Origin of the sequence: Aeromicrobium sp. Root344 (assembly GCF_001425755.1) — a bacterium.
Classification (GTDB): Bacteria; Actinomycetota; Actinomycetes; order Propionibacteriales; family Nocardioidaceae; genus Aeromicrobium.
In genome coordinates, this window is the sequence record NZ_LMDH01000001.1 from 1,548,168 (window position 1) to 1,568,220 (window position 20,053).

The 20,053-nt window shown below is 69.9% G+C and carries 16 protein-coding genes; 6 read left to right on the top strand and 10 right to left on the bottom strand.

Annotated features, from left to right (window positions below):
• Positions 1-38: 38 nt before the first annotated feature.
• The 3 genes from ASC61_RS07690 to ASC61_RS07700 all read left to right on the top strand — a co-directional run bounded on the left by ASC61_RS07690 (position 39) and on the right by ASC61_RS07700 (position 3,091).
• On the top strand, positions 39-785 hold the full coding sequence (locus tag ASC61_RS07690; RefSeq protein ID WP_056210735.1) for an enoyl-CoA hydratase-related protein: 747 nt from the start codon (positions 39-41) through the stop codon (positions 783-785).
• 72 nt (positions 786-857) lie between these two features.
• Positions 858-2,324: an ABC transporter substrate-binding protein/permease gene (locus ASC61_RS19355; protein WP_082530529.1), complete on the top strand. Its 1,467-nt coding sequence runs from the start codon at positions 858-860 to the stop codon at positions 2,322-2,324.
• Complete coding sequence (locus tag ASC61_RS07700; RefSeq protein ID WP_056210736.1) at positions 2,321-3,091, top strand: amino acid ABC transporter ATP-binding protein; 771 nt, start codon at positions 2,321-2,323, stop codon at positions 3,089-3,091. Before ASC61_RS19355 ends, ASC61_RS07700 begins: the two co-directional genes overlap by 4 nt.
• A 1-nt stretch (position 3,092) precedes the next feature.
• Here ASC61_RS07700 and ASC61_RS07705 read toward each other — a convergent pair whose 3' ends face one another.
• Complete coding sequence (locus ASC61_RS07705; RefSeq protein ID WP_162243655.1) at positions 3,093-4,076, bottom strand: carboxypeptidase-like regulatory domain-containing protein; 984 nt, start codon at positions 4,074-4,076, stop codon at positions 3,093-3,095.
• A gap of 89 nt (positions 4,077-4,165) precedes the next feature.
• Positions 4,166-5,482: an Ig-like domain repeat protein gene (locus ASC61_RS07710; protein WP_056210738.1), complete on the bottom strand. Its 1,317-nt coding sequence runs from the start codon at positions 5,480-5,482 to the stop codon at positions 4,166-4,168.
• Between the two features lie 163 nt (positions 5,483-5,645).
• Between ASC61_RS07710 and ASC61_RS07715 the strand changes: the two genes are divergently transcribed.
• Complete coding sequence (locus tag ASC61_RS07715; RefSeq protein ID WP_056210739.1) at positions 5,646-7,757, top strand: HelD family protein; 2,112 nt, start codon at positions 5,646-5,648, stop codon at positions 7,755-7,757.
• Positions 7,754-9,274, top strand: a complete 1,521-nt coding sequence (locus ASC61_RS07720) for a metallophosphoesterase family protein (RefSeq protein WP_056210740.1) — start codon at positions 7,754-7,756, stop codon at positions 9,272-9,274. Before ASC61_RS07715 ends, ASC61_RS07720 begins: the two co-directional genes overlap by 4 nt.
• On the opposite strand, the gene ASC61_RS07725 is transcribed toward ASC61_RS07720, so the two are convergent.
• On the bottom strand, positions 9,271-10,482 hold the full coding sequence (locus ASC61_RS07725; protein ID WP_056210741.1) for an ArgE/DapE family deacylase: 1,212 nt from the start codon (positions 10,480-10,482) through the stop codon (positions 9,271-9,273). The genes ASC61_RS07720 and ASC61_RS07725 overlap by 4 nt on opposite strands.
• A 37-nt stretch (positions 10,483-10,519) precedes the next feature.
• A complete protein-coding gene (locus tag ASC61_RS07730) occupies positions 10,520-11,674 on the bottom strand; it encodes an RCC1 domain-containing protein (RefSeq protein ID WP_056210742.1) in 1,155 nt (384 codons plus the stop codon).
• Positions 11,675-11,981: 307 nt separating this feature from the next.
• Here ASC61_RS07730 and ASC61_RS07735 point away from each other — a divergent pair, with 307 nt between their 5' ends.
• Complete coding sequence (locus ASC61_RS07735) at positions 11,982-13,847, top strand: anthranilate synthase family protein (protein ID WP_056210743.1); 1,866 nt, start codon at positions 11,982-11,984, stop codon at positions 13,845-13,847.
• Positions 13,848-13,922: 75 nt separating this feature from the next.
• Here the strand turns inward: ASC61_RS07735 and ASC61_RS19685 are convergent, their stop codons facing one another.
• The 6 genes from ASC61_RS19685 to ASC61_RS07765 all read right to left on the bottom strand — a co-directional run bounded on the left by ASC61_RS19685 (position 13,923) and on the right by ASC61_RS07765 (position 20,021).
• The gene (locus ASC61_RS19685) at positions 13,923-14,234 is read right to left on the bottom strand and encodes a hypothetical protein (RefSeq protein WP_157439414.1); all 312 of its coding nucleotides are present in this window, start codon (positions 14,232-14,234) and stop codon (positions 13,923-13,925) included.
• Positions 14,235-14,337: 103 nt separating this feature from the next.
• Positions 14,338-15,258 (bottom strand): DMT family transporter, encoded by a 921-nt coding sequence (locus tag ASC61_RS07745; protein ID WP_235503514.1) that lies wholly within the window; start codon positions 15,256-15,258, stop codon positions 14,338-14,340.
• A 140-nt stretch (positions 15,259-15,398) separates the two neighbouring features.
• The gene (locus ASC61_RS07750) at positions 15,399-16,958 is read right to left on the bottom strand and encodes a S1C family serine protease (RefSeq protein ID WP_200935407.1); all 1,560 of its coding nucleotides are present in this window, start codon (positions 16,956-16,958) and stop codon (positions 15,399-15,401) included.
• A 71-nt stretch (positions 16,959-17,029) separates the two neighbouring features.
• Positions 17,030-18,427: a sensor histidine kinase gene (locus ASC61_RS07755; protein WP_157439415.1), complete on the bottom strand. Its 1,398-nt coding sequence runs from the start codon at positions 18,425-18,427 to the stop codon at positions 17,030-17,032.
• A complete protein-coding gene (locus ASC61_RS07760; protein WP_056210745.1) occupies positions 18,424-19,116 on the bottom strand; it encodes a response regulator transcription factor in 693 nt (230 codons plus the stop codon). Before ASC61_RS07760 ends, ASC61_RS07755 begins: the two co-directional genes overlap by 4 nt.
• 38 nt (positions 19,117-19,154) lie before the next feature.
• Positions 19,155-20,021 (bottom strand): fructosamine kinase family protein, encoded by an 867-nt coding sequence (locus ASC61_RS07765; RefSeq protein ID WP_056210746.1) that lies wholly within the window; start codon positions 20,019-20,021, stop codon positions 19,155-19,157.
• Between the last annotated feature and the right edge of the window lie 32 nt (positions 20,022-20,053).

Here is a 20,053-nt window from a genome sequence, read left to right on the forward strand (position 1 = left end):
GCAGAAACGTCAGGCTCACGGTGAACGAAAGGAAACGTATGACTGAGCTGGTGCACCTCGAGGTGGCCGACCAGGTCGCCACGATCACGCTCGACAGCGAGCGCAACCGCAACGCCCTCAGCAAGCAGCTCGTCACCGAGCTCGCGGCTCACCTGACGACGGCCGACGCCGATGCGGACGCCAAGGCGATCCTGATCCGCTCGGCCGGCACCGTGTTCTGCTCCGGTGCCGACATGACCGAGGCCGTCAGTGGTGGCATGGCCGAGGGGGCCAAGGCGATCGTCGCCCTGCAGCGCCAGATCGCGACCGCGGCCAAGCCCGTCGTCGTCGAGCTGGGCGGGCCGGTACGCGCCGGGGGGCTCGGCATCGTCGGTGCCGCCGACATCGTCATCGCGGCCGAATCGGTGTCGTTCCAGCTGACCGAGGTACGACTCGGACTGGCGGCAGCGATCATCTCGCTCAGCCTGATCCCGCGGTTCAGTGACCGAGCCGCGGCGGACCTGTTCCTCACGGCCCGGAAGTTCGATGCCGCCGAAGCAGCCGAGGTCGGGCTGGTCACCCGGGCGGTCCCCGACGCGGAGCTCGGGGCCGCGGTCGCCGAGGTCCTCGCCGATCTCGGCAAGGCCTACCCGCAGGGCCTCCGCGAGAGCAAGAAGATCCTCAACCGTGACCTGGTCGCCCGCATCGACGAGCGCGGTGACGAGGTCGCGGCGCTGTCGGCCGAGCTGTTCGCGAGTGACGAGGCGCGTGAGGCGATGACGGCGTTCCTGGGCAAGAAGGCGTAGTCCGGGATCCGGACGCGGCATGCGCGACCCCGCTGACGGTCGTACGGTCGAGGGACCGACCTGAGGAGATGCATGCGGCACGTGCTGAGGGCGTTCGCCCTGGTCCTGCTGATGGTGGCTGTTGCCTCGTCGTGCACGACGGACGGCTCCGACGATCGGCCGGTCGTCCGGGTCGGCACCGAGGGGACCTATCCCCCGTTCTCGTTCCACGACCCCGACAGCAAGCAGCTGACCGGCTACGACATCGACGTCATCAAGGCCGTCGCCAAGCAGGCCGGATGGCGCCTGGAGTTCGTCGAGACCCAGTTCGACGCGATCTTCGCGGCCCTGCAGGCCAAGCGCATCGACGTCATCGCCAACCAGGTGTCGATCAACCCCGAGCGCGAGGGCAAGTACGGACTGTCGAGTGCCTACACGTACTCGCACGGCGTCATCGTCGTGAAGAAGGGCACGAAGGGCATCACGTCCCTCGCGGACCTGAAGGGCAGGACCACGGCCCAGTCGACGACGAGCAACTGGTCCGCCGTCGCCAAGAAGGCCGGAGCGAAGGTCGAGGGGGTCGAGGGCTTCGCGCAGGCGGCCGCGCTGGTCTCGCAGGGCCGCGTGGACGCGATCGTCAACGACAACATCGCCGTGCTCGACTACCTCAACACCACGGGCTCGGACAAGATCGAGATCGCCGGCAACGCGGGAGACGAGGTCAGCAAGCAGGCGCTCGCGTTCCGCAAGGGTGATCCGCGTCTTGAGGAGGCCGACCGCGCCCTGCAGGAGCTGCGAGCCGACGGCACCCTGACGAAGATCTCCCAGAAGTACTTCAAGGCCGACGTCTCGGCCGCGAACGACGGCACGGTCGACGTCTCCGGCGGCCGCAAGGGCAAGAGTGACGCCGACACGGTCAAGGACGCGGCGTGGCCCATGCTGCGCGGTCTGCTCAAGGCGACGATCCCCATCACGATCATCAGCTTCGCGATCGGGCTGGCGCTCGCGGTGGCTGCGGCACTGGCACGTCTCTCCGGCAAGCTGCTCCTGAGTGGCATCGCGCGGACGTACGTGTCGATCATCCGTGGCACCCCGCTCCTGGTGCAGCTGTTCATCGTGTTCTACGGGCTCCCCGAGATCGGGATCGACCTCGCCCCGTGGCCTGCGGCGATCCTCGCGCTCAGCCTCAACGTCGGCGGATACGCCGCGGAGATCGTCCGGTCGGCGATCCTGTCCGTCCCTCGTGGCCAGTTCGAGGCGGCCTCGACGATCGGCATGGGCTATTGGCAGACCATGCGCCGGATCGTCTTCCCCCAGGCCGCGCGCATCGCCGTGCCGCCGCTGTCCAACACCTTGATCTCGTTGGTCAAGGACACGTCGCTGTTGTCCGTGGTGCTGGTCACCGAGCTGTTCCGCGAGGCGGTATACGCCGCTTCGGCGGCGCAGATCTTCATGCCGCTCTACACCGTCGCGGCGCTCTACTACTGGATCGTCTGTGCTGGTCTCTCCCTCGTGCAGGGCCGGCTCGAGACCCGACTGAACAGGTTCGTGGCGTCATGACCGGTCCTCTCGTACGCGCTGCCGGTGTCCACAAGTCGTTCGGCGACCACCACGTCCTCCGCGGCGTCGACCTCGACGTCGACGCCGGCACGACGACCGCGATCATCGGGCCCTCCGGCTCGGGCAAGACCACGATCCTGCGTTCGCTGAACGTGCTCGAGCGCCCGGACTCCGGCACGATCCGCATCGACGACGTCGAGGTCGACTTCGCGACCTTGCCGCCCAAGGGTGGTGCAGCCGGCCAGCAGATCGCTGCGTTGAGAGCACAGAGCGGCATGGTGTTCCAGGCTCACAACCTGTTCCCGCACAAGACCGTCATCCAGAACGTCCTCGAGGGTCCGGTCCAGGTGCAGAAGCGTCCGCTCGAGCAGGCGGTCGACGAGGCCACGGCACTCCTCGACCAGGTGGGCCTGGGCGACAAGGCGGACCAGTACCCGTTCCAGCTGTCCGGCGGTCAGCAGCAGCGCGTCGGCATTGCCCGGGCGCTGGCGCTCAAGCCTCGCGTCATGCTGTTCGACGAGCCGACGTCGGCGCTCGACCCTGAGCTCGTCGGCGAGGTGCTGTCGGTCATCAAGGACCTCGCGGCTGAGGGCTGGACCAGTGTGCTCGTCACGCACGAGATCCGCTTCGCCGAGCATGTCGCCGACCAGGTCCTGTTCCTCGACCACGGTGTCGTGGTCGAGCGCGGCCCCAGCGCGCAGGTCATCGGCGACCCGCGCGAGGAACGTACGCAACAGTTCCTCAAGCGGATCCTCGACCCAGCCTGAGTCAGCGCAGCGGGGCGGACGCCGACCCCGGCTGCACGTGCTTGGTGCCGAGGTAGCTGACCTTGACCTTCTTGCCCAGTCTCGGTGAGCCGTCGGCGGACCCCAGGAGGGTGAGGCTCGTGCGCCCCTTCGTCAGCGGCAGCTCGACGCCGAACCGCTTGGTCGTCACCCGCACCGAGCCGTTGGCGCGGACGCCGGTCGCGCGCTCCGTGACCCGGATGCCGACGATCGCCTTCTTGCGACGGACCTCGACGTCGAGGTCGACGGCGGCGGCGGACGCCAGCGTGATGTCGACATGGCGCCGGGTCCTGCCTTCCCTGACCTCGAGGAACCCGCCGCGGGCAAGTGCGGAGCTGTCGTGCCACCCGGCACCGAAGTCGCCGTCGAGCTCGTCCGTCGCCATCACGCGATAGGCGCCCGGGGGAACGTCCTCGGCGATGAACACCCCGTCGGTGCCCGTGACGGACGTGGCGATGACCTGCCAGTGCTCGTCCAGCACGACGACCTGCATGTCGCGAAGCCCGCGGCCGCGCGTGCTGCGCACCGTACCGCTGATGGCGCTGTGCTCACGGCGGTGCTTCCCCGGCGCGGCGGCCTGGGGAGCGGCGGCGTCCGCAAGGTCCTCGACGTCGGAGACCGGTCGCGGCTTGACGGGAGACGCAGGGTGCAGGACGCGTACGTTCCCTGGTTCGGGGGCCAGGGCGTGCCTGGGCACGTACTCGTCCGGACTCGCGTCGACGTCCGGCGGGTCCGGGTCCGGAGTCGCGACGACGTCGACCTCGTCGGGTCTTGCTTCGGAGGTCTCGGTGGACTGGGCCTGGGACCGGAACCCGAGGCCGCGTGAAGGCGGGACCATCGGCGCCGGCCCGAAGGTGTGTCGCAGGCCTGACGGGGTGACGGCGACCGGGACCTCGTCCGGGGTCCCGCGGTCGTCACCGGTCACCACGACCTCGCCTCGTCCACACGTGCCATCGACATCCCTCACACCAGAGCTCCGACCCCAGTATGGGCTGTCATTGCAGGTATGCGGTGTCGCTTCGACGTGTCGTACGTCCTACGAGCCGCTGGCCCCGCTCAGCGGATCGTCGTGACGAACTGTCGCGTCACGGGAGCCGTGCTGCCGGATCCGCCGTAGGAGACGGTGAAGGTGTGCTTGCCGGCCGCCAGGCTGGTGAGTTTGATGGTCGCCTGGCCGTTGACCAGGGTCGCCGACTTCGTGTTGTCACCGAGTGCCGCGGTGACCTGGCCCGTCACCCGGCTCCCGGACACCTTGCGGGTGACCGTGATGGCGAACGTCACCGAACCCTTGCCCGGCGTCACGGTGGCCTGCAGGACGCCTCGGGACTTGAGCTTGATCGCGACATCGTCGATCTTCTCGCCCGGGCTGAGGTCGAACAGCGTGGCTGTCGCGGCGCTGGTGCCGCCGACGTGCTGCGACGCCCAGATGCCGGTCGGGTCCTTGGCAAACAGCCGCCACTGCCCGGCGGGGAGCGGACCGCGGTTGAAGACGCCGGCGGCTGTGGTGGCCTGGCCGTAGTCGCCCCACGGGCCGGAGTCCGCACTCACGGGGTACGGCGTGACGACGATGCCCTGCAGTGGGGCGTTGGCTCCGTTGGTCACCGTGCCGCCGAGATAGGCAGCCGCGTGGTGGAGCACTTGGTCGTCGAGCGTCTTGGTCGCGTTCGCCGTCACCGTGACGACCTCGGCAGCCGGAGCCTCGGCCTTGTCGCAGGTCGGCTCGATGCTCAGCGCCGCGACGGTGTCGTCGTAGCACTGGTCGAGGTAGGTGCCCTTGGTGTCGGTGTAGCGCAGGGTGTAGTCGCCTGCAGGCAGCCCGGTGAACGAGTAGGTGCCGTCCGCCGCGACGCCACGATCGTCGTCGTACGCGGAGATGGGCTTGTCCGGCGTGCCGATGTCGAGCTTGGGACCGATCAGGTGGACGCGGGTGGTCGTCGGCGAGGCGCCGTCCTGACGCAGGACCTTGCCGGTCAGCGCACCAGCCGGGTAGAGCGTCGCGTCGCGCGTCACGGTCTTGCCGAGCACGACCTTGAAGGCCCGCACCGTCGTGACGAACTTGCCCTTGGGGTCGCTCACCTTGATGCGGTAGCTGTACCAGTCGCCCCACCGGTCGGTCTGCGGCAGGCCGGTGAACGAGTAGCCACCCGACGCGTTGGTGGTCTTGGTCGCGATCGTGTCGAAGTGGTCGCTGTCGTAGTCGGCGCGGGTCAGCTCGACCTTGAGCCCTGGCAGCAGTGCCCCGTGCGAGGAGATCGTGCCCTTGACGGCGCCGGTCGTCGCGGCCGAGGCCGGCGCCGCCAGTGCCGGCAGCAGCAGCGCGACCCCAGCAAGCAGCAGCGTGAGGAACGTCGTGACGGTGCGGCGGGTGGTCATGGATCCTCCGGGACGGCGAACGAGTGGTGAAGGCATGTCTCGAACGTACGTGCCGATGCGGCGAGGATCAACCCGGCCGATGTCCGCGAACCGGGCAACTGCCTGCGGAATATTTCCCGCACGCAATAGACTTGTGAGTTCTCTAGGACGGAAAAGGAGTCGGGTGAGCTCGAACAACGCGGAACAGCGCGAGATCGACGCGGAGCAGGCGTACGTCGACGCTGTCTACGAGCGCCTCGACGCCTCCGCCAAGGTCGCGCAGTCCTTGGTCGTCGAGGGCATGGCGCGCGGTCACGTCGGCAACGAAGGTGGCCTCGTCGAGCGAGACGCGATGGTCTACCAGGCGTCGCTCCGACTCTCCGCGCTCAACGCCGCCCACGACGGGCTGGTCTTCGGCCGGCTCAACATGCTCGACGGCGACTCGCGCTACATCGGCCGCATCGGCGTACGCGATGCCGATCGCGAGATCCTGCTCATCGACTGGCGTGCCCCGGCCGCCGCGATCTTCTACCAGGCCACGGCGCAGGAGCCGGCCGGCGTGATCCGTCGCCGGGTGCTGCGCTGCGCCAACGACAAGGTCATCGGCATCGAGGACGACCTGCTCGACGCCGACAACGCGCCCGACGACCTGGTCGTCATCGGCGAGGGCGCGCTGCTGGCGAGCCTGACGCGTGCGCGGGACAGCTCGATGCACTCCGTCGTCGCGACGATCCAGAAGGAGCAGGACGAGGCGATCCGCGCACCGAGCCGCGGCGCCACGACGATCGGCGGCGGGCCCGGCACCGGCAAGACCGTCGTCGCCCTGCACCGCGCGGCCTACCTGCTCTACACCGATCGCCGGCGCTTCGAGTCCGGCGGCGTGCTGGTCGTGGGCCCGTCGACGGTGTTCATGAACTACATCGAGCGGGTGCTCCCGAGCCTCGGCGAGACGAGCGTGACGCTCCGGTCGCTCGGCGAGGTCGTCGACGGGTTGCGCGCCATGCGCCACGACGAGCCCGTCGCCGCTGCGGCCAAGGGCTCGTCGCGCATGCCGGCGTTCCTCAACCGTGCGGCAGCCGCGCCGATGCCGGGATCGCCGACGGAGTTCCGCTACTTCTACAAGGACGACGTCCTGCGGCTCGACGCCGGCCAGCTCGCCCGCATCCGGCGCAACCTGCTGTCGGGCGGCAAGCGCAACCGGGCCTACCTCAAGGCGCCCGCCGCCCTCGTCGACGCCCTGTGGGCCCAGGTCGCCGGAGACCGTGCCCTCGAGAAGGGCGAGGAGGAGTTCGTCGAGACCATCACGACGGACGACCGCTTCGTCGACTTCGTCGAGGACTGGTGGCCACCGGTCGAGCCGATCGACGTGTGGCGCACGCTGCCCGACGTCATCGACGAGCTGGCCCGCGGCGCGTTCGACGCCGTGGAGCTGGCAGCGCTCAAGGCCTCGTGGCAGGTCGGCGAGCCCAGCATCGAGGACGTCCCGCTGATCGACGAGCTCCGCTACGTCATCGGCGAGGTGCCCTCGACCGGCGGCGACGAGGACGACGTGCCCAAGCAGCTCATGAGCTTCGAGCGACGTGAGCGCGAGGACCGCAACGACCGCAACCGGACGACCCAGAGCATCGAGGACGACGGCTTCGCCCACGTGCTGGTCGACGAGGCGCAGGACCTGTCGCCGATGCAGTGGCGCATGCTCGGCCGCCGTGGTCGTTACGCCAGCTGGACGATCGTCGGTGACGAGGCTCAGTCGTCGTGGCCGCACCCCCAGGAGTCGGCGGCAGCGCGCAAGGCCGCTCTCGAGGGCAAACCCGAGCACGCGTTCCGGCTGTCGACCAACTACCGCAACTCCGCGGAGATCTACGATCTCGCCGCGCAGGTCGCCGCCGTGGCGGTGCCGCACCCCGACCTCGCCGACGCCGTACGCCGCACCGGTGAGCTGCCCGTGCACCTCACGGTGGGCCCTGCCGAGCTCGTCGACACCGCCCGCCGCAGCGCCGAGGAGATCCTCGACCGCGTCGAGGGCACCGTCGCCATCGTCGCGGCGACCGACCGGCAGGCCGAGCTGGCCGATCAGCTCTCCGACCTGCTCGCACAGCATCCCGACCGCCTCCGGCTGCTCGACGGCCTCGCCACCAAGGGCCTGGAGTTCGACGGTGTCGTGGTGGTCGAGCCCGACGCCATCACGGCCGAGTCCAGCGCCGGCTGGCGCACCCTCTACGTCGTCCTGACCCGCGCGACGCAGCTGCTGACGACCGTCGGCACGACAGACGGCTGGTTGTCGCGGATCGCATGAACCGGGCTCTCAAGGTCCTGCTCCTCGTCCTCCTCGCGGTGGGCGTCGCGCTGCCGACCGCGTACTCGACGTTCATCCACAGCGAGCGCGACGTCGTCATCGGCGCGCACGAGGCCACGGTGCAGCCGACGTTCAGCGGCTATGCGCGCATCGACTTCGGCACCCTCATCCCGCAGATCCGACTGCCCGCCGAGGCTCCGCTCGGGCTCGGTGTCGACGTACGCCTCGGTGACAGCGAGATCACCAACCTCGACCAGCTCGTCGCCCGCGACGCCGTGATCGCGTCGCAGCCGCAGGGCGAGATCGCGTCCGTACGCTCGACGATCACGTCGATGCTGATCGACGCGGCGATGCGAGGCGTCGGCGCAGGGCTGCTCGCCGTCATCATTGCGACGCTGGCCTGGCTCGCGATCGGCCAGGCGCGACGCCGGGCCATCTGGGCTGCGGCACGTCATCCGGGGCGTCGCCAGGTCCTCGGCGGAGTGGGCGTGGCAGTCGTCACGATCGCCGCCCTGGTCCTCGTCGCTGCGCCCGAGCGCCCGCACTCCTCCGACGAGGCGTGGGTCCCGATCGACTCGGTGTTCCCGGAGCTGCCGTCGGACCAGGTGCTCGACAAGGTCGAGATCGCCCAGGGTGCGTCGACCAGCGGCAGCAAGGCCATCGTCGAGGGGGCTCTCGCGACCTATCGCACCTCGGTGTCGTTCTACGGCAAGCTGGCGGTCAACGCCGCGACGACCCAGGTGCGTACGCCGTCGGAGGGCGAGACGACGGCGCTCGTCGTGACCGACCGGCACGACAACATCGGCATGGATCCGGTCGCGCGGGCGATCGCCGACCGGGCCGGTGCGCGCCTGCTGATCGATCTCGGCGACGACACCTCCAACGGCGCGAGCTGGGAGACGTTCAGCATCAACTCGCTGGCCCGGGAGTTCCGCGACTTCGACGTCGTGTCGGTGGCCGGCAACCACGACACCGGGCCGACGGTGCGCCAGCAGATGAAGGACAAGGGGTTCACGGTGCTCGACGGCGAGCCCGTCACGGTCGGCGGTGTCCGGTTCCTCGGCAGCAGCGATCCCCGAAGCTCCGGCCTCACCGCCGGCTACAACGGCAACCCGACCGACAACACGCACTCGCTGCGCCAGCAGGACGACGAGCTCGAGAAGGCGGCCTGCGACGCCGGTGAGGTCAGCGTCATCGCCGTCCACTCACCGTCGTCGGCCACGCGCGCTGCCGCGTCGGGATGCGCTGACCTGGTGCTCTCGGGGCATCTGCACCGCCAGGTCGGCCCGACGACCATCAACGGCACCAACGGACGTACGACCACGACCCTGACGACCGGCACGACCGGCGGCGCCGTCTACGCCTTCGCGCTGGGCAGCAAGCTCCGTCGCGAGGCGCAGGTGACGATCGTGACGTTCGCCGACGGCAGGCCGGTGGGACTCCAGCCGGTCAGCTTCGAGCCAGGCGGGATCATCCGGGTTGCGGACTACACGCCGGTCACGACGTCCTCGCGCTAGCGGCAGCGGGCGAGGATCAGCTCGGCGTACGCCCGCGCGCACGTGACGACCTCGGCGATCGCCACGCGCTCGTCGACGGCGTGGGCGTTCGCGACGTCGCCGGGACCGTACTGCACCGTCGGGATCCCGAGCGCGGAGTACTGCCGCAGGTCTGACCCGTACGGTGCCCCTGTCAGGCGGGGTCGGGGCTCCCCGGCGGCGACGACGGCATCGACGACCTGCTCGCCGAACGGATCCCCCTCGGGCAGGCGCCCCGCGGCGAAGTGTCCGCCGGGCCACGTGACGGTCGGCGGGTTGTCGGCCAGCCACGAGTCGGCGGCGGCCGCGGAGGCCAGGGCGTTCTCGAAGGCCGCCTTGGCGTCGGCGAACGACTCGCCGGGCATGACGCCGTATCGCCCTTCGGCCACCAGCAGGTCGGGAACCGTGCTGGCCCAGTCGCCGGCGTGCACGATGCCGACGCTGATGGGCCACGGCAGCTCGCCGAACGGGTGGGGCGGAGCCGCGTTGCGTACGTCCTCGAGCTCGGCGAGTGCGCGGTGCAGCCGCTCGAACGCGGTGATCGCGCTGTGTCCCGTGGCACGCATCGAGCCGTGCGTCGCCCGGCCGACGACCTCGATGCGGAACGTCAACGAGCCCGCGTTGGCCGCCACGACCTGCCCGTCGGTCGGCTCGGCGATGACGCACGCGTCGCCGACGTGCCCGCGACGCAGGGTCGCGTACGTCCCGAGGCCGCCGTCCTCCTCGCCGATCACGGTGTGCACGGCGAAAGGCCGGCGGAGCTCGACGCCGCTGAGCGCGCGTGCCGCCGCGATGATCGCGACGACGCCGCCCTTCATGTCGCAGACGCCCCGGCCGAACCATTGACCGTCGACCTCGCGGAGGAGCCACGGGTCGGCGTTGGTCCAGGTCGCGGGCTCGCCGGGCGGCACGACGTCGACATGGCCGTTGAGGACCAGCGCCGGCGTGCCGGGCCCGGAGACACCGACGCAGCCCAGTGCCTCGTCGCGGTCGACCTCCTCGCCGGGGTAGCCGTCGCTGCTGCGGAGGTCGTCGAGGTCGATCGTCCACTGGTCGACGTCCATGCCGAGGCCGGTCAGGGTCGCGGCGCACCACCGTTGGACGGCGACCTCGGCGTCTGCGCCGCCCGTGCTGGGAATGTTGACGATCTGCGCCAGGTCACGCCGGATCAGGTCGACATCGATGTCCATGCCGCCAGCATGGCAGTGTGCGAGTTCAGCCCGCGGCTCAGGAGAGCTTCACCGGAGTGTTGCGCTGGTCGGCGTCGTCCAGCCCGAGCTGCCCGACGTTGTTGAGGCCCCAGCAGTAGATGGCGCCGGTCGAGTACTTGGCGCACGTGTGGAAGCCGCCGGTGTCGACACTGGCCCAGTGCGTGGAGATGCCGACCTTCGTGGGCAGCGTGCGCTTGTTGAGATTGTCGCCGAGCCCCAGCCGCCCGTTCTCGCCGTCGCCCCAGCAGTACAGCGAACCGGTCTTGTACTTCGCACACGTGTGGTCCGTGCCGGCGTTCACGCTGAGCCAGTTCGTGGAGATGCCAACCTTCTGGGGGGTCCCGTGGTTGTCGAGGTCGTCCTTGCCCTGGCCGAGCTCTCCGTTGCCGCCGAAGCCCCAGCAGAAGATCGAGCCGGTCTGGTGGCGCGCGCAGGTGAACGTGCCGCCTCCGCTGACGCTGCTCCACCGAGTCGAGGTGCCCACCTTTCGCGGGGTGTTCTTGTCGGAGCCCGCGCCGATTCCCAGCTGGGTGTACGAGTTGTCACCCCAGCAGTAGAGGGAACCTGAGCTGAGCCGTGCGCAGGTGTGCGATCCGCCGGCCGAGACACTCGTCCAGTTCGTCGAGGCCCCGACCCGCGTGGGCTGGTAGTGGTCGTCGAAGTCGCCGACGCCGAGCTGGCCGTCGGCGTCGTAGCCCCAGCAGTAGAGGGCACCGGTCGTGAGCCGACCGCAGGTGTGCTCCTGCCCGGCCGAGACGCTGGCCCAACGCGTCGAGGTGCCGACCCGCTGCGGGGTGTTGTACTGCTTCGTCAGGTTGCTGCCGAGGCCCAGGTTGCCCTCGTAGTTGTAGCCCCAGCAATAGAGCGCGCCCGTGGTCTTGATGGCGCACGTGTGATAGTCGCCGATCGTCACCTTGGCCCAGTTGGTGTCGGTGCCGACCTGCTGGGGGATGTAGCGCGGGTTGAGGTCGTCGCCGACTCCCAGCCCGCCGTACGTGTTGCCGCCCCAGCAGTAGAGCGAGTGGTTCGTGGTGATGCCGCAGGTGTGGACGAACCCTGACGAGACGGACAGCCACGTCTTGGGCGTGGCCGCCTGTGCGTTGCCGGACGTGGCGAGCGACATCGTGAGCGTCACCGCGATGGCGGCGCAGATGCGGAGGAGGGTCTTCATGGCGGGTGCCTTCCGGGCGTCGAGCAAGCGGGTCGAGGTGTGGCCGTGCTCGGCGCTGATCGGAATCCGAGAGGATCTCCGCCGATGTCGCCACACTGTGCCAGTACGGCACAGGGCCCGTGTGGTGTTTCGGGATATTGGTGCCAATCGTTCACGAATGCCTGCGCTAGGCTCCTGTCATGACAGTTCAGCCCTCCAGCTGGTGGCTCCACCTGTAGGTGGACTGTCGACTCGTGCCCAGACCGCCTCATGGCCGGCTCTGGGCATTTCTTGTCTCGGCCGGTCGAGACTTCTCCAAGGAACCTTGATGACCCAGCTCGACGCACTCCTCGCCCAACCGGCCTTCGCGCTGATCCGCGTACGCGACTCCGACACCGTCACGCTGATCGGCGGTCCGCGCACCGACCTCGACCAGCTCGCGGACATCCCCCTGGTGCCCGGCAGCGATCGCGCCTGGAACCACGTGGTGCTGGTGCCGTACGCGCAGGTCCGTGAGCGTGGGTTCGAGGCGCACCAGGACGGCACGCCGTTGACCGCGATCGAGGCGGCATACAGCGCCGAGGTGCCGGTGGTCGAGCTCCTCGGACTCCTGCCGGACGTACCCATCGAGTTCGCCGACCGGGGCGGGTTCGAGTCGACCGACGAGGCGTACGCCGGCATGGTGCGCACGATCATCGACGAGGAGATCGGGCAGGGCGAGGGCGCCAACCTCGTGATCGGCCGGCACTACCGCGCCCAGGTCGCCGACTGGGGGCACGACGGCGCGTTGACGGTGTTCCGCCGGCTGCTCGAGCGCGAGCGTGGCGCGTTCTGGACGTTCTGCATCTTCACCGGCGACCGCTACCTGATCGGTGCGAGCCCCGAGCGGCACGTCAGCGTCGAGGACGGCCAGGTGCGGATGAACCCCATCAGCGGGACGTTCCGCATGCGCGGTCTCGAGACGCATGCCGACCGCAAGCGTGAGCTGCTGCGCTTCCTCAAGGACGAGAAGGAGATCTACGAGCTCTTCATGGTCGTCGACGAGGAGCTCAAGATGATGTGCGACATCTGCCACGAGGGCGGGCTCGTGCTCGGGCCCTACCTCAAGCCGATGACGCACCTCGTGCACACCGAGTACCTCCTCGCCGGCCGCACCAACCGCGACGTCCGCGAGGTGCTGCGCGACTCGATGTTCGCCGCGACGGTCACCGGGAGTCCGGTCGAGAACGCCTGCCGGCTGATCAAGAAGTACGAGCCGGAGGGCCGTGGCTACTACGCCGCCGTCGCCGCGCTGATCGGCCGCGACGATGCCGGCGTGCCGCTCGCCGACGCACCGATCCTCATCCGTACGGCCGACGTCGACCTCGACGGCAACCTCAAGGTCACGGCGGGCGCGACGCTCGTCCGCGACTCCGACGCGATGTACGAGACCAAGGAGACGTGGGCCAAGGCGTCCGGCATCCTCAGCGCGTTCGGGCTCGTGGAGTCAGCGCCCGAGCCGGTCGAGGGCTTCGATGCGTTCACCCGCGAGGACGAGGTGCTGATCGCCCTCGGGTCGCGCAACCAGAGGCTCAGCCAGTTCTGGCTGACCGACCAGTCCGGCGCCGCCCCCGTGACGTCGCTGACCGGCAAGCGCGTCGTCATCGTCGACGGCGAGGACGACTTCGTCAACATGCTCTCGCACGTGTTCGGCGTGCTCGGCATGACGACCGACATCGTGCGGCACGATGCGTACGCCGAGGGTGACCTCGACGGCTACGACCTCGTCGTGGTCGGCCCCGGGCCCGGCGACCCGCGTGACCTCGCCGACCCCAAGATGGCGGTGCTGCACAGCCTGGTGACGGGCCTGCTCGAGACGCGCCGACCGTTCCTCGCGGTGTGCCTGGGCCACCAGGTGCTGAGCCACAACATCGGTCTCGACCTGGCGTTCAAGGACATCGTCTTCCAGGGCACGCAGAGCAGGCTCGAGGTGCTGGGTCGTCCGGAGACGGTCGGCTTCTACAACACGTTCGTCGCGCGGGTCCCCTCGTCGGGGCTGCCCCAAGGTGTCACGGTCGAGACCGATCCGGAGAGTGGTGACATCCACCTGGTCGCCGGTCCGCACTATCGCGGTGTCCAGTTCCATGCCGAGTCGATCCTGACCCAGAACGGCTTCGGCATCCTCCGCGACCTCGTCACCGACCTCATCGGCTGAACTGCTCGCTGAGACTGACGTTTCTGCCGTGGCTCCACGGCGATTCGCGACCGAAACGTCAGTCTCAGCGGGTGCTCAGAGCTTGGTGGTGGCGAGTGCGCCGCCGAGACCGGCGAGCACTCCGCCGGTCGCCCGATCCCAGCGCTTCCGGACGTTGGGCCGGGCGAACCACGCGCTGAGGGCCGCGGCGACGGAGACGTACTCGCCCTCGTCGACGAGCTGGTGGCGCTCAAGGCGCGGACGCGGGAGATGGGCGTCGGTGTGGCGCCTCCGCGGCTGCTGGCCTATGTCGAGGAGACGCTCGCGCTCGGCGACTCGTTGTTCGCTCAGCCGGACGAGCCGGACGTGGAGGCACGGCGGACGCTGGCGGCGGAGTTCTTCCGCCACGCCGTACGGACCTACGGCCCGAGCTGACGCCGGTTGGGCGTGACGCAATTGATGCGACACGCTGCGGGGCTCCTCAAGAACGTCACTCTCAGCGTGGAGTCAGTCAGCTGGCGGGGGCCTGCTCGTCGACCGGTGTGTCCTTGGGGGTCGACTTGAGACGCGTGATCGCGACGCCGACGAGGCACAGGGCGCCGCCGACGAAGGCGAGCGCAGCGGGGACCTCGTCGAGGACCGCCCAGGAGATCAGCGTCGCGACGGCCGGCACGAGATAGGTGGTGGAGGCCGCCTTGCCGGTCGAGATGCGCTTGAGCGCGTAGGACCACGTGCTGAAGCCGATCGCCGTGGGGAACACGCCGAGGTAGGCCAGCCAGAGGATGTCGTGCAGCGAGGCGCCGCTGAGCTCGTCGATCAGGGCGGGCGCGAACGGCAGGCACACCACGACGCCGACGAGGCAGCCGAGCCACACCGACATGATCGGCTGCATGTGCCTGAGGGCGGGCTTCTGGGCCAGGGCGCCGAAGGCGTAGAACGCGGCGGCGGCGATGCACAGGACGACGCCTGTGGTGCTGGCGGTCTCGACCGCGCTCGAGTCGCTGTCGGCGCTGAGGGCGATCAGTGCGACGCCGCCGAACGCGATGCCCATGCCGATCATCAGGGGCTTGGGGAAGCCCTCCTTGTAGAGCACGCCGGCGATGACCGCCGCGAAGATCGGTCCGACGTTGACGATCAGCGCCGTGGTGCCGGCGTCGAGGTCGCGCTCGGCGGCGTTGAGCGCGAGGTTGTAGGCACCGAACCAGACAACGCCGTAGAGCACCACGAGCAGCAGGGGCCGGCCGGTCGGCAGGGCGGTCGTGCGGGGCCGGGCGAAGAACGTCAGTGCGATCGCGCCGACGACGAGCCGGCCCAACGTCAGGGAGCCGGGCGAGAACGTGTCGCCGACCGCCCGGATGCCCACGAACGCCGAGGCCCAGAGGACGACCGTGACGAGCATGGCCGGCAGGGACAGGTCGCGTTCGGTCTTCACCCCTCCACGGTAGTGAGGGTGACCGACAGTCACGAGCGAAATTCGGTCATCCTCGCGCACGATCCGGCCGAAAGTGGTGGGCGCCATCCCGTCCGCGTGTGGGTGACGAGATGGCGCCCGGTCTCAGGGCTGCGGGCGGATCAGCTGCTGGCGCCGCCGTCCGAGCCGAGGGTCACCTCGACCTCGTTCTTCTTGCCGTCGCGGGTGTAGGTCAGCGTGATCTTCTGGCCCGGCTGGAAGCCGCGCACCGACGCGACGAGCGCTTCGGAGCTCGCGACGAGGTCGCCGTTGACGGCCGTGATGATGTCGCCCTTCTTGAGCCCCGCCTTGTCGCCGGCGCCGCCGCCGGTGACGTCGTCGATCTCGGCGCCCGTCCCGGTGATGCCGTCGTCGGAGACGGCCGGGCGTACGGTCACACCGATCTGCGCGTGCTGCACCTTCTCGCCCTTGACGAGGTGCTTGGAGACGTTCTTGGCGAGGTCGATCGGGATCGCGAAGCCGAGGCCGATCGAGCCGCCCTCGCCGGAGCTGGACGCCTTGATCGCCGAGTTGATGCCGATGACGTTGCCGTCGATGTCGACCAGCGGGCCACCGGAGTTGCCCGGGTTGATCGCCGCGTCGGTCTGGATCGCGGGGAACGTGTTGGAGCTGCTCGAGCTGTCGCCGTCCGACGAGGTCACCGGACGGTTGAGCGCCGAGATGATGCCCTGCGTCACGGTGCTCTCGAGCCCGAACGGCGAGCCGATGGCGACGACCTCCTGGCCGACCTCGAGGTCGGCGGAGCTGCCGAGCGTTGCGGGGGTCAGGCCCGACTTGCCGCTGGCCTTGATCACGGCGAGGTCGGTCTTGGGGTCGGCGCCGACGACCGTGGCCTTGGTGTAGGTGCCGTCGCTGAACGCCACCGTGATGATGCCGTCCTTGCCGGCGACCGCCGTGACGTGGTTGTTGGTCAGGATCTGGCCGTCGCTGCTGATGATGATGCCGGTGCCGGACCCGGCCTCGTCGGCACCCTTGACGTTGATCTGGACCACCGAGGGCAGCACCTTCTTGGCGACCTGCTCAACGGCGCCCGCCGGCACGTTGGTGTTGGTCGCGTCGTCGCTCGTGTCGAGCGAGCTGACGGTCGGGCCGCCGTTGTCGTCGTCGGAGAGCTTGTCCTGCAGCGCAGCGCCGCCGAATCCGGCACCGCCCGCGAGCACCAGGAGGGCCACGGCCCCGACCAGGGTGCGACCGCGCCGCTTCTTCTTGACCGGCGGCTCGTCGCGGCCACCGGCTTCGGCGGGGAACCCGGCGGCCGGCGCGGCGAACGGCGGGAACGGGTCGGTCTGGGTCGCCGAGGGTGCGGGCTGGGACGGGGCGGCGTCGGCATAGCGGTGCGTGTACGACTCTGCGGGCGGAGCCGGAGCTGCCGCCGGCGGGTCGGACGTGGTCGCGGCCGGCTGCTCGACCGTGGGCGGATCGGCCGGCGGTGTGGGGGCGACCGGGATCGTGGGCTCGGCGTCAGATTTCGTGTCGGCGCCGGACTGTGCCACCGGGACCTCGACCGTCGGCTCCTCGGGGGCCGGCGGAGGCGTCTGCTCTGCCGGCGTCGCGTCGGCGGGTGCCGGCTCGGAGGAAGCGGGACTGGCCTCACCGGTGTCGCTGCGCTCCGTCGGGGGAACGTAGGGGCGCTCGGCGAACGGGTCGTTCGTATCGGTCATGGAAGTAGATTCTCGCGCATCGCTGAGACGGATCTAAGAGCGGCGTGTGAGCGATCGAAGAAACCCGCTGGTCAGGGCTGGTCGGAGCTCGGCAACGTGAGCGTGAACGTGGTGCCGACACCCGGCGTCGACTCGACGTCGACTGTGCCGCCGTGCCGCTCGGCAGCACGCTTGACGATCGAGAGGCCGAGTCCCGAGCCGGGCAGTGTGCGCGCCTCGCTCGAGCGGTAGAACCGGTCGAAGATGTGCGGCAGGTCGGCCGGGTCGATGCCCGGACCCTCGTCGGCGACCGTCAGCGTGCCCTCGGCGAGGCGTACGTGGACCGTGCCGTCGGCGGGGCTCCACTTGGCGGCGTTGTCGAGCAGGTTGGTGACGGCGCGCTCGAGGAGCTGCGGCTCGCCGAAGACCATCCACGACTCGAGGTCGAGGTCGAACGTCATGTCGTGGGCCCGCAGGCGTACGCGGTCGACCGCCTGGTTGATGACGTCGGAGAAGTCGAGCGGCTCCGGGTCGCGGGTCATCGGCTCGTCGCGAGCCAGCTCGACGAGGTCGCCGACGAGGGTCGTGAGCTCCTCGAGCTGCGAGCGGACGTCGCCCATGATCTCGTGGCGCTGCTCGTCGCTCAGTGACCGTTCCGCGTTGTCCGCGGCTTGCCCGATGAGCTCGATGTTGGTGCGCAGGCTGGTCAACGGCGTGCGCAGCTCGTGGCCCGCGTCGGCGACGAGTTGCCGCTGCCGGGTCTGCGAGGCGTCGAGCGCTTGGAGCATCGCGTTGAACGACGTCGTCAGCCGGGCCAGCTCGTCGTGGCCGGTGACCTCGATGGGGGTGAGCTCGGCCGTACGCGCGACGCGCTCGGTCGCTGCGGTCAGCCGTCGGACCGGGCGCAGGCCGTTGGCGGCGACGGCCCAACCGGCCATGCCCGCGACGGCCACGCCGGCTGCGCTGCACAGGAGCAGGATGACCTTGAGCCGCTTGAGCGCGTAGTCGATCGACTCCATCGACTGCGCCATGACGAGCGCCTGGCCACCGCCGGCCTGTACGGCGACGACGCGGTAGGGCGTGCCCTTGATGCGTACAGTCCGCATGGACTGGGACTCCTCGCCGAGCGAGACCTCGACCTCGTGGTAGCTCTTGAACGCCTTGGTCTGTGCGTTCACAGGAGCCGTCGGGGAGAACAGCTCGCCACCACTGACGACGAAGATCTGCACGTCGGCGATGGATTGCAGCCGAGGATCGATCCGCTGGAAGACGTCGAACTCGGCCAGGTTGGCATCCACCGCCGCGTGGGCGCGACGCAGCATCGACTCGTCGAGGGACCGCTCGAACTCCGCGCGCACGACGACGAACACGATCGCGCTCACGGCCCCCAGCGTCAGCGCGACGGCCATCGTGGTGAGCACCGCGACCCGCAGGGCCAGCGACATCCGCTGGGTGAACGGCTGCAGCGAGCGGTGCAGGAGATCGATCACGGAGGCGTCTCGCGCAGGACGTACCCGACGCCCCGCACGGTGTGGAGCAGCCGGTCCTCGCCCTCGGCCTCGAGCTTGCGCCGGACGTAGCCGACGTAGACCTCGAGGGAGTTGGCGGTCGTCGGGAAGTCGAAGCCCCAGACCTCCTCGAGGATGAACGACCGCTCGAGCACGCGCTTGGGCCGTTGGAGGAACAGCTCGAGCAGCGCGAACTCCGTGCGCGTGAGCGACAGCGACCGCTCGCCGCGCTTGACCTCGCGGGTCACCGGGTCGAGCGAGAGGTCGGCGAACACCAGCGGTGCCTCGTCGGGCTCGACCGCCGCGGCCCGGCTCGACCGGCGCAGCAGCGACCGTACGCGGGCGAGCAGCTCCTCGAGGGCGAACGGCTTGGTGAGGTAGTCGTCGGCGCCGGCGTCGAGCCCGTCGACCCGGTCCGAGACGGCGTCGCGGGCCGTGAGGACGAGGATCGGCACGTCGTTGCCGGCTCCGCGCAGGGCTCGCGTGGCCTCGAGCCCGTCGAGGCGAGGCATCATGACGTCCATGATGATCGCGTCTGGGTTGATCTGGGGGACCCGCGCGAGCGCCTCGGCACCGTCGGACGCGAGGTCGACGGAGTAGCCGTTGAACTCGAGGGACCGTCGCAGTGAGTCGCGCACAGCACGGTCATCGTCGACGACAAGGATGCGCATGGCCTCAGTGTGCCCCGGATCCCTGAGACTTGGCTGAACTACGAGTCGAGGAGCGACTGGGCCGCCGATGCAGCCCGTGCACCGTAGGTGCCGCCGAACAGCGTCGCGTGCACCAGCAGCGGGTGCAGCTGGTGCAGCCCGACCCGGTCGCGCCACCCGTCGGCCAGAGGCGTGGCCTCGTCGTACGCATCGATGACGCGCTGCAGGTGCGGGATGCCGAACAGCGCCAGCATCGCCAGGTCGGTCTCGCGGTGGCCGCCGTGCGCAGCGGGGTCGATGAGCCAGACGTTGCCGTCGGAGCCCCAGACGAGGTTGCCCGACCACAGGTCGCCGTGGATGCGGGCCGGCGGCTCCTCGGGTCCGGCTAGGTCGTGGATGCGGCGCATCGCGGCCTCGATCGTGGCAGCCTCCTCGCCGGTGAGCGCCTGCCGGTCGACGGCCGCGCGTACGTACGGCATGACCCGTCGGGACGCGAAGAACTCGGGCCACGTCGGCAGGGGCCGGTTGGGCAGCGGGGCCAGACCGACGAAACCGTCCTGGTCGCCGCCGAACGTCGAGGCGCCGGCTTGGTGCGTCGCCGCCAGTGCGCGACCGAACCGCTCGGCGACGTCGGTGGTCGGCTTGCCGGGCTCGATCCAGTCGAGGACGAGGCAGTCGTCGGCGACCGCGAGGACGTGCGGCACGTGAGCACCGTCTGCCTCGGCGAGCCAGCGGAGCCCCTCGGCCTCGCGCTCGAAGAAGCCCTCCGGGGGGTGCGGGCGGGTCTTGATGATCGCCCCGCGGCCGTCCGTCAGCCGGAGCCGGGTCGACGTGCAGATGTCACCGCCGGCGACCGGGGTGGTGGAGACGACACCGAGGCCAAGGAGTGCCTCCGCCCGGGCGGCGGTCCCTGCCATACGTGCCATGGCCCCGACGTTACCCCGTGGAGGAGCGTACG

Coding starts and splice junctions, on each gene's coding strand:
- ASC61_RS07690 (WP_056210735.1), top strand. CDS start 39: ATGACTGAGCTGGTGCACCTCGAGGTGGCCGACCAGGTCGCCACGATC.
- ASC61_RS19355 (WP_082530529.1), top strand. CDS start 858: ATGCGGCACGTGCTGAGGGCGTTCGCCCTGGTCCTGCTGATGGTGGCT.
- ASC61_RS07700 (WP_056210736.1), top strand. CDS start 2,321: ATGACCGGTCCTCTCGTACGCGCTGCCGGTGTCCACAAGTCGTTCGGC.
- ASC61_RS07710 (WP_056210738.1), bottom strand. CDS start 5,482: ATGACCACCCGCCGCACCGTCACGACGTTCCTCACGCTGCTGCTTGCT.
- ASC61_RS07720 (WP_056210740.1), top strand. CDS start 7,754: ATGAACCGGGCTCTCAAGGTCCTGCTCCTCGTCCTCCTCGCGGTGGGC.
- ASC61_RS07725 (WP_056210741.1), bottom strand. CDS start 10,482: ATGGACATCGATGTCGACCTGATCCGGCGTGACCTGGCGCAGATCGTC.
- ASC61_RS07730 (WP_056210742.1), bottom strand. CDS start 11,674: ATGAAGACCCTCCTCCGCATCTGCGCCGCCATCGCGGTGACGCTCACG.
- ASC61_RS07735 (WP_056210743.1), top strand. CDS start 11,982: ATGACCCAGCTCGACGCACTCCTCGCCCAACCGGCCTTCGCGCTGATC.
- ASC61_RS07750 (WP_200935407.1), bottom strand. CDS start 16,958: ATGACCGATACGAACGACCCGTTCGCCGAGCGCCCCTACGTTCCCCCG.
- ASC61_RS07760 (WP_056210745.1), bottom strand. CDS start 19,116: ATGCGCATCCTTGTCGTCGACGATGACCGTGCTGTGCGCGACTCACTG.
- ASC61_RS07765 (WP_056210746.1), bottom strand. CDS start 20,021: ATGGCACGTATGGCAGGGACCGCCGCCCGGGCGGAGGCACTCCTTGGC.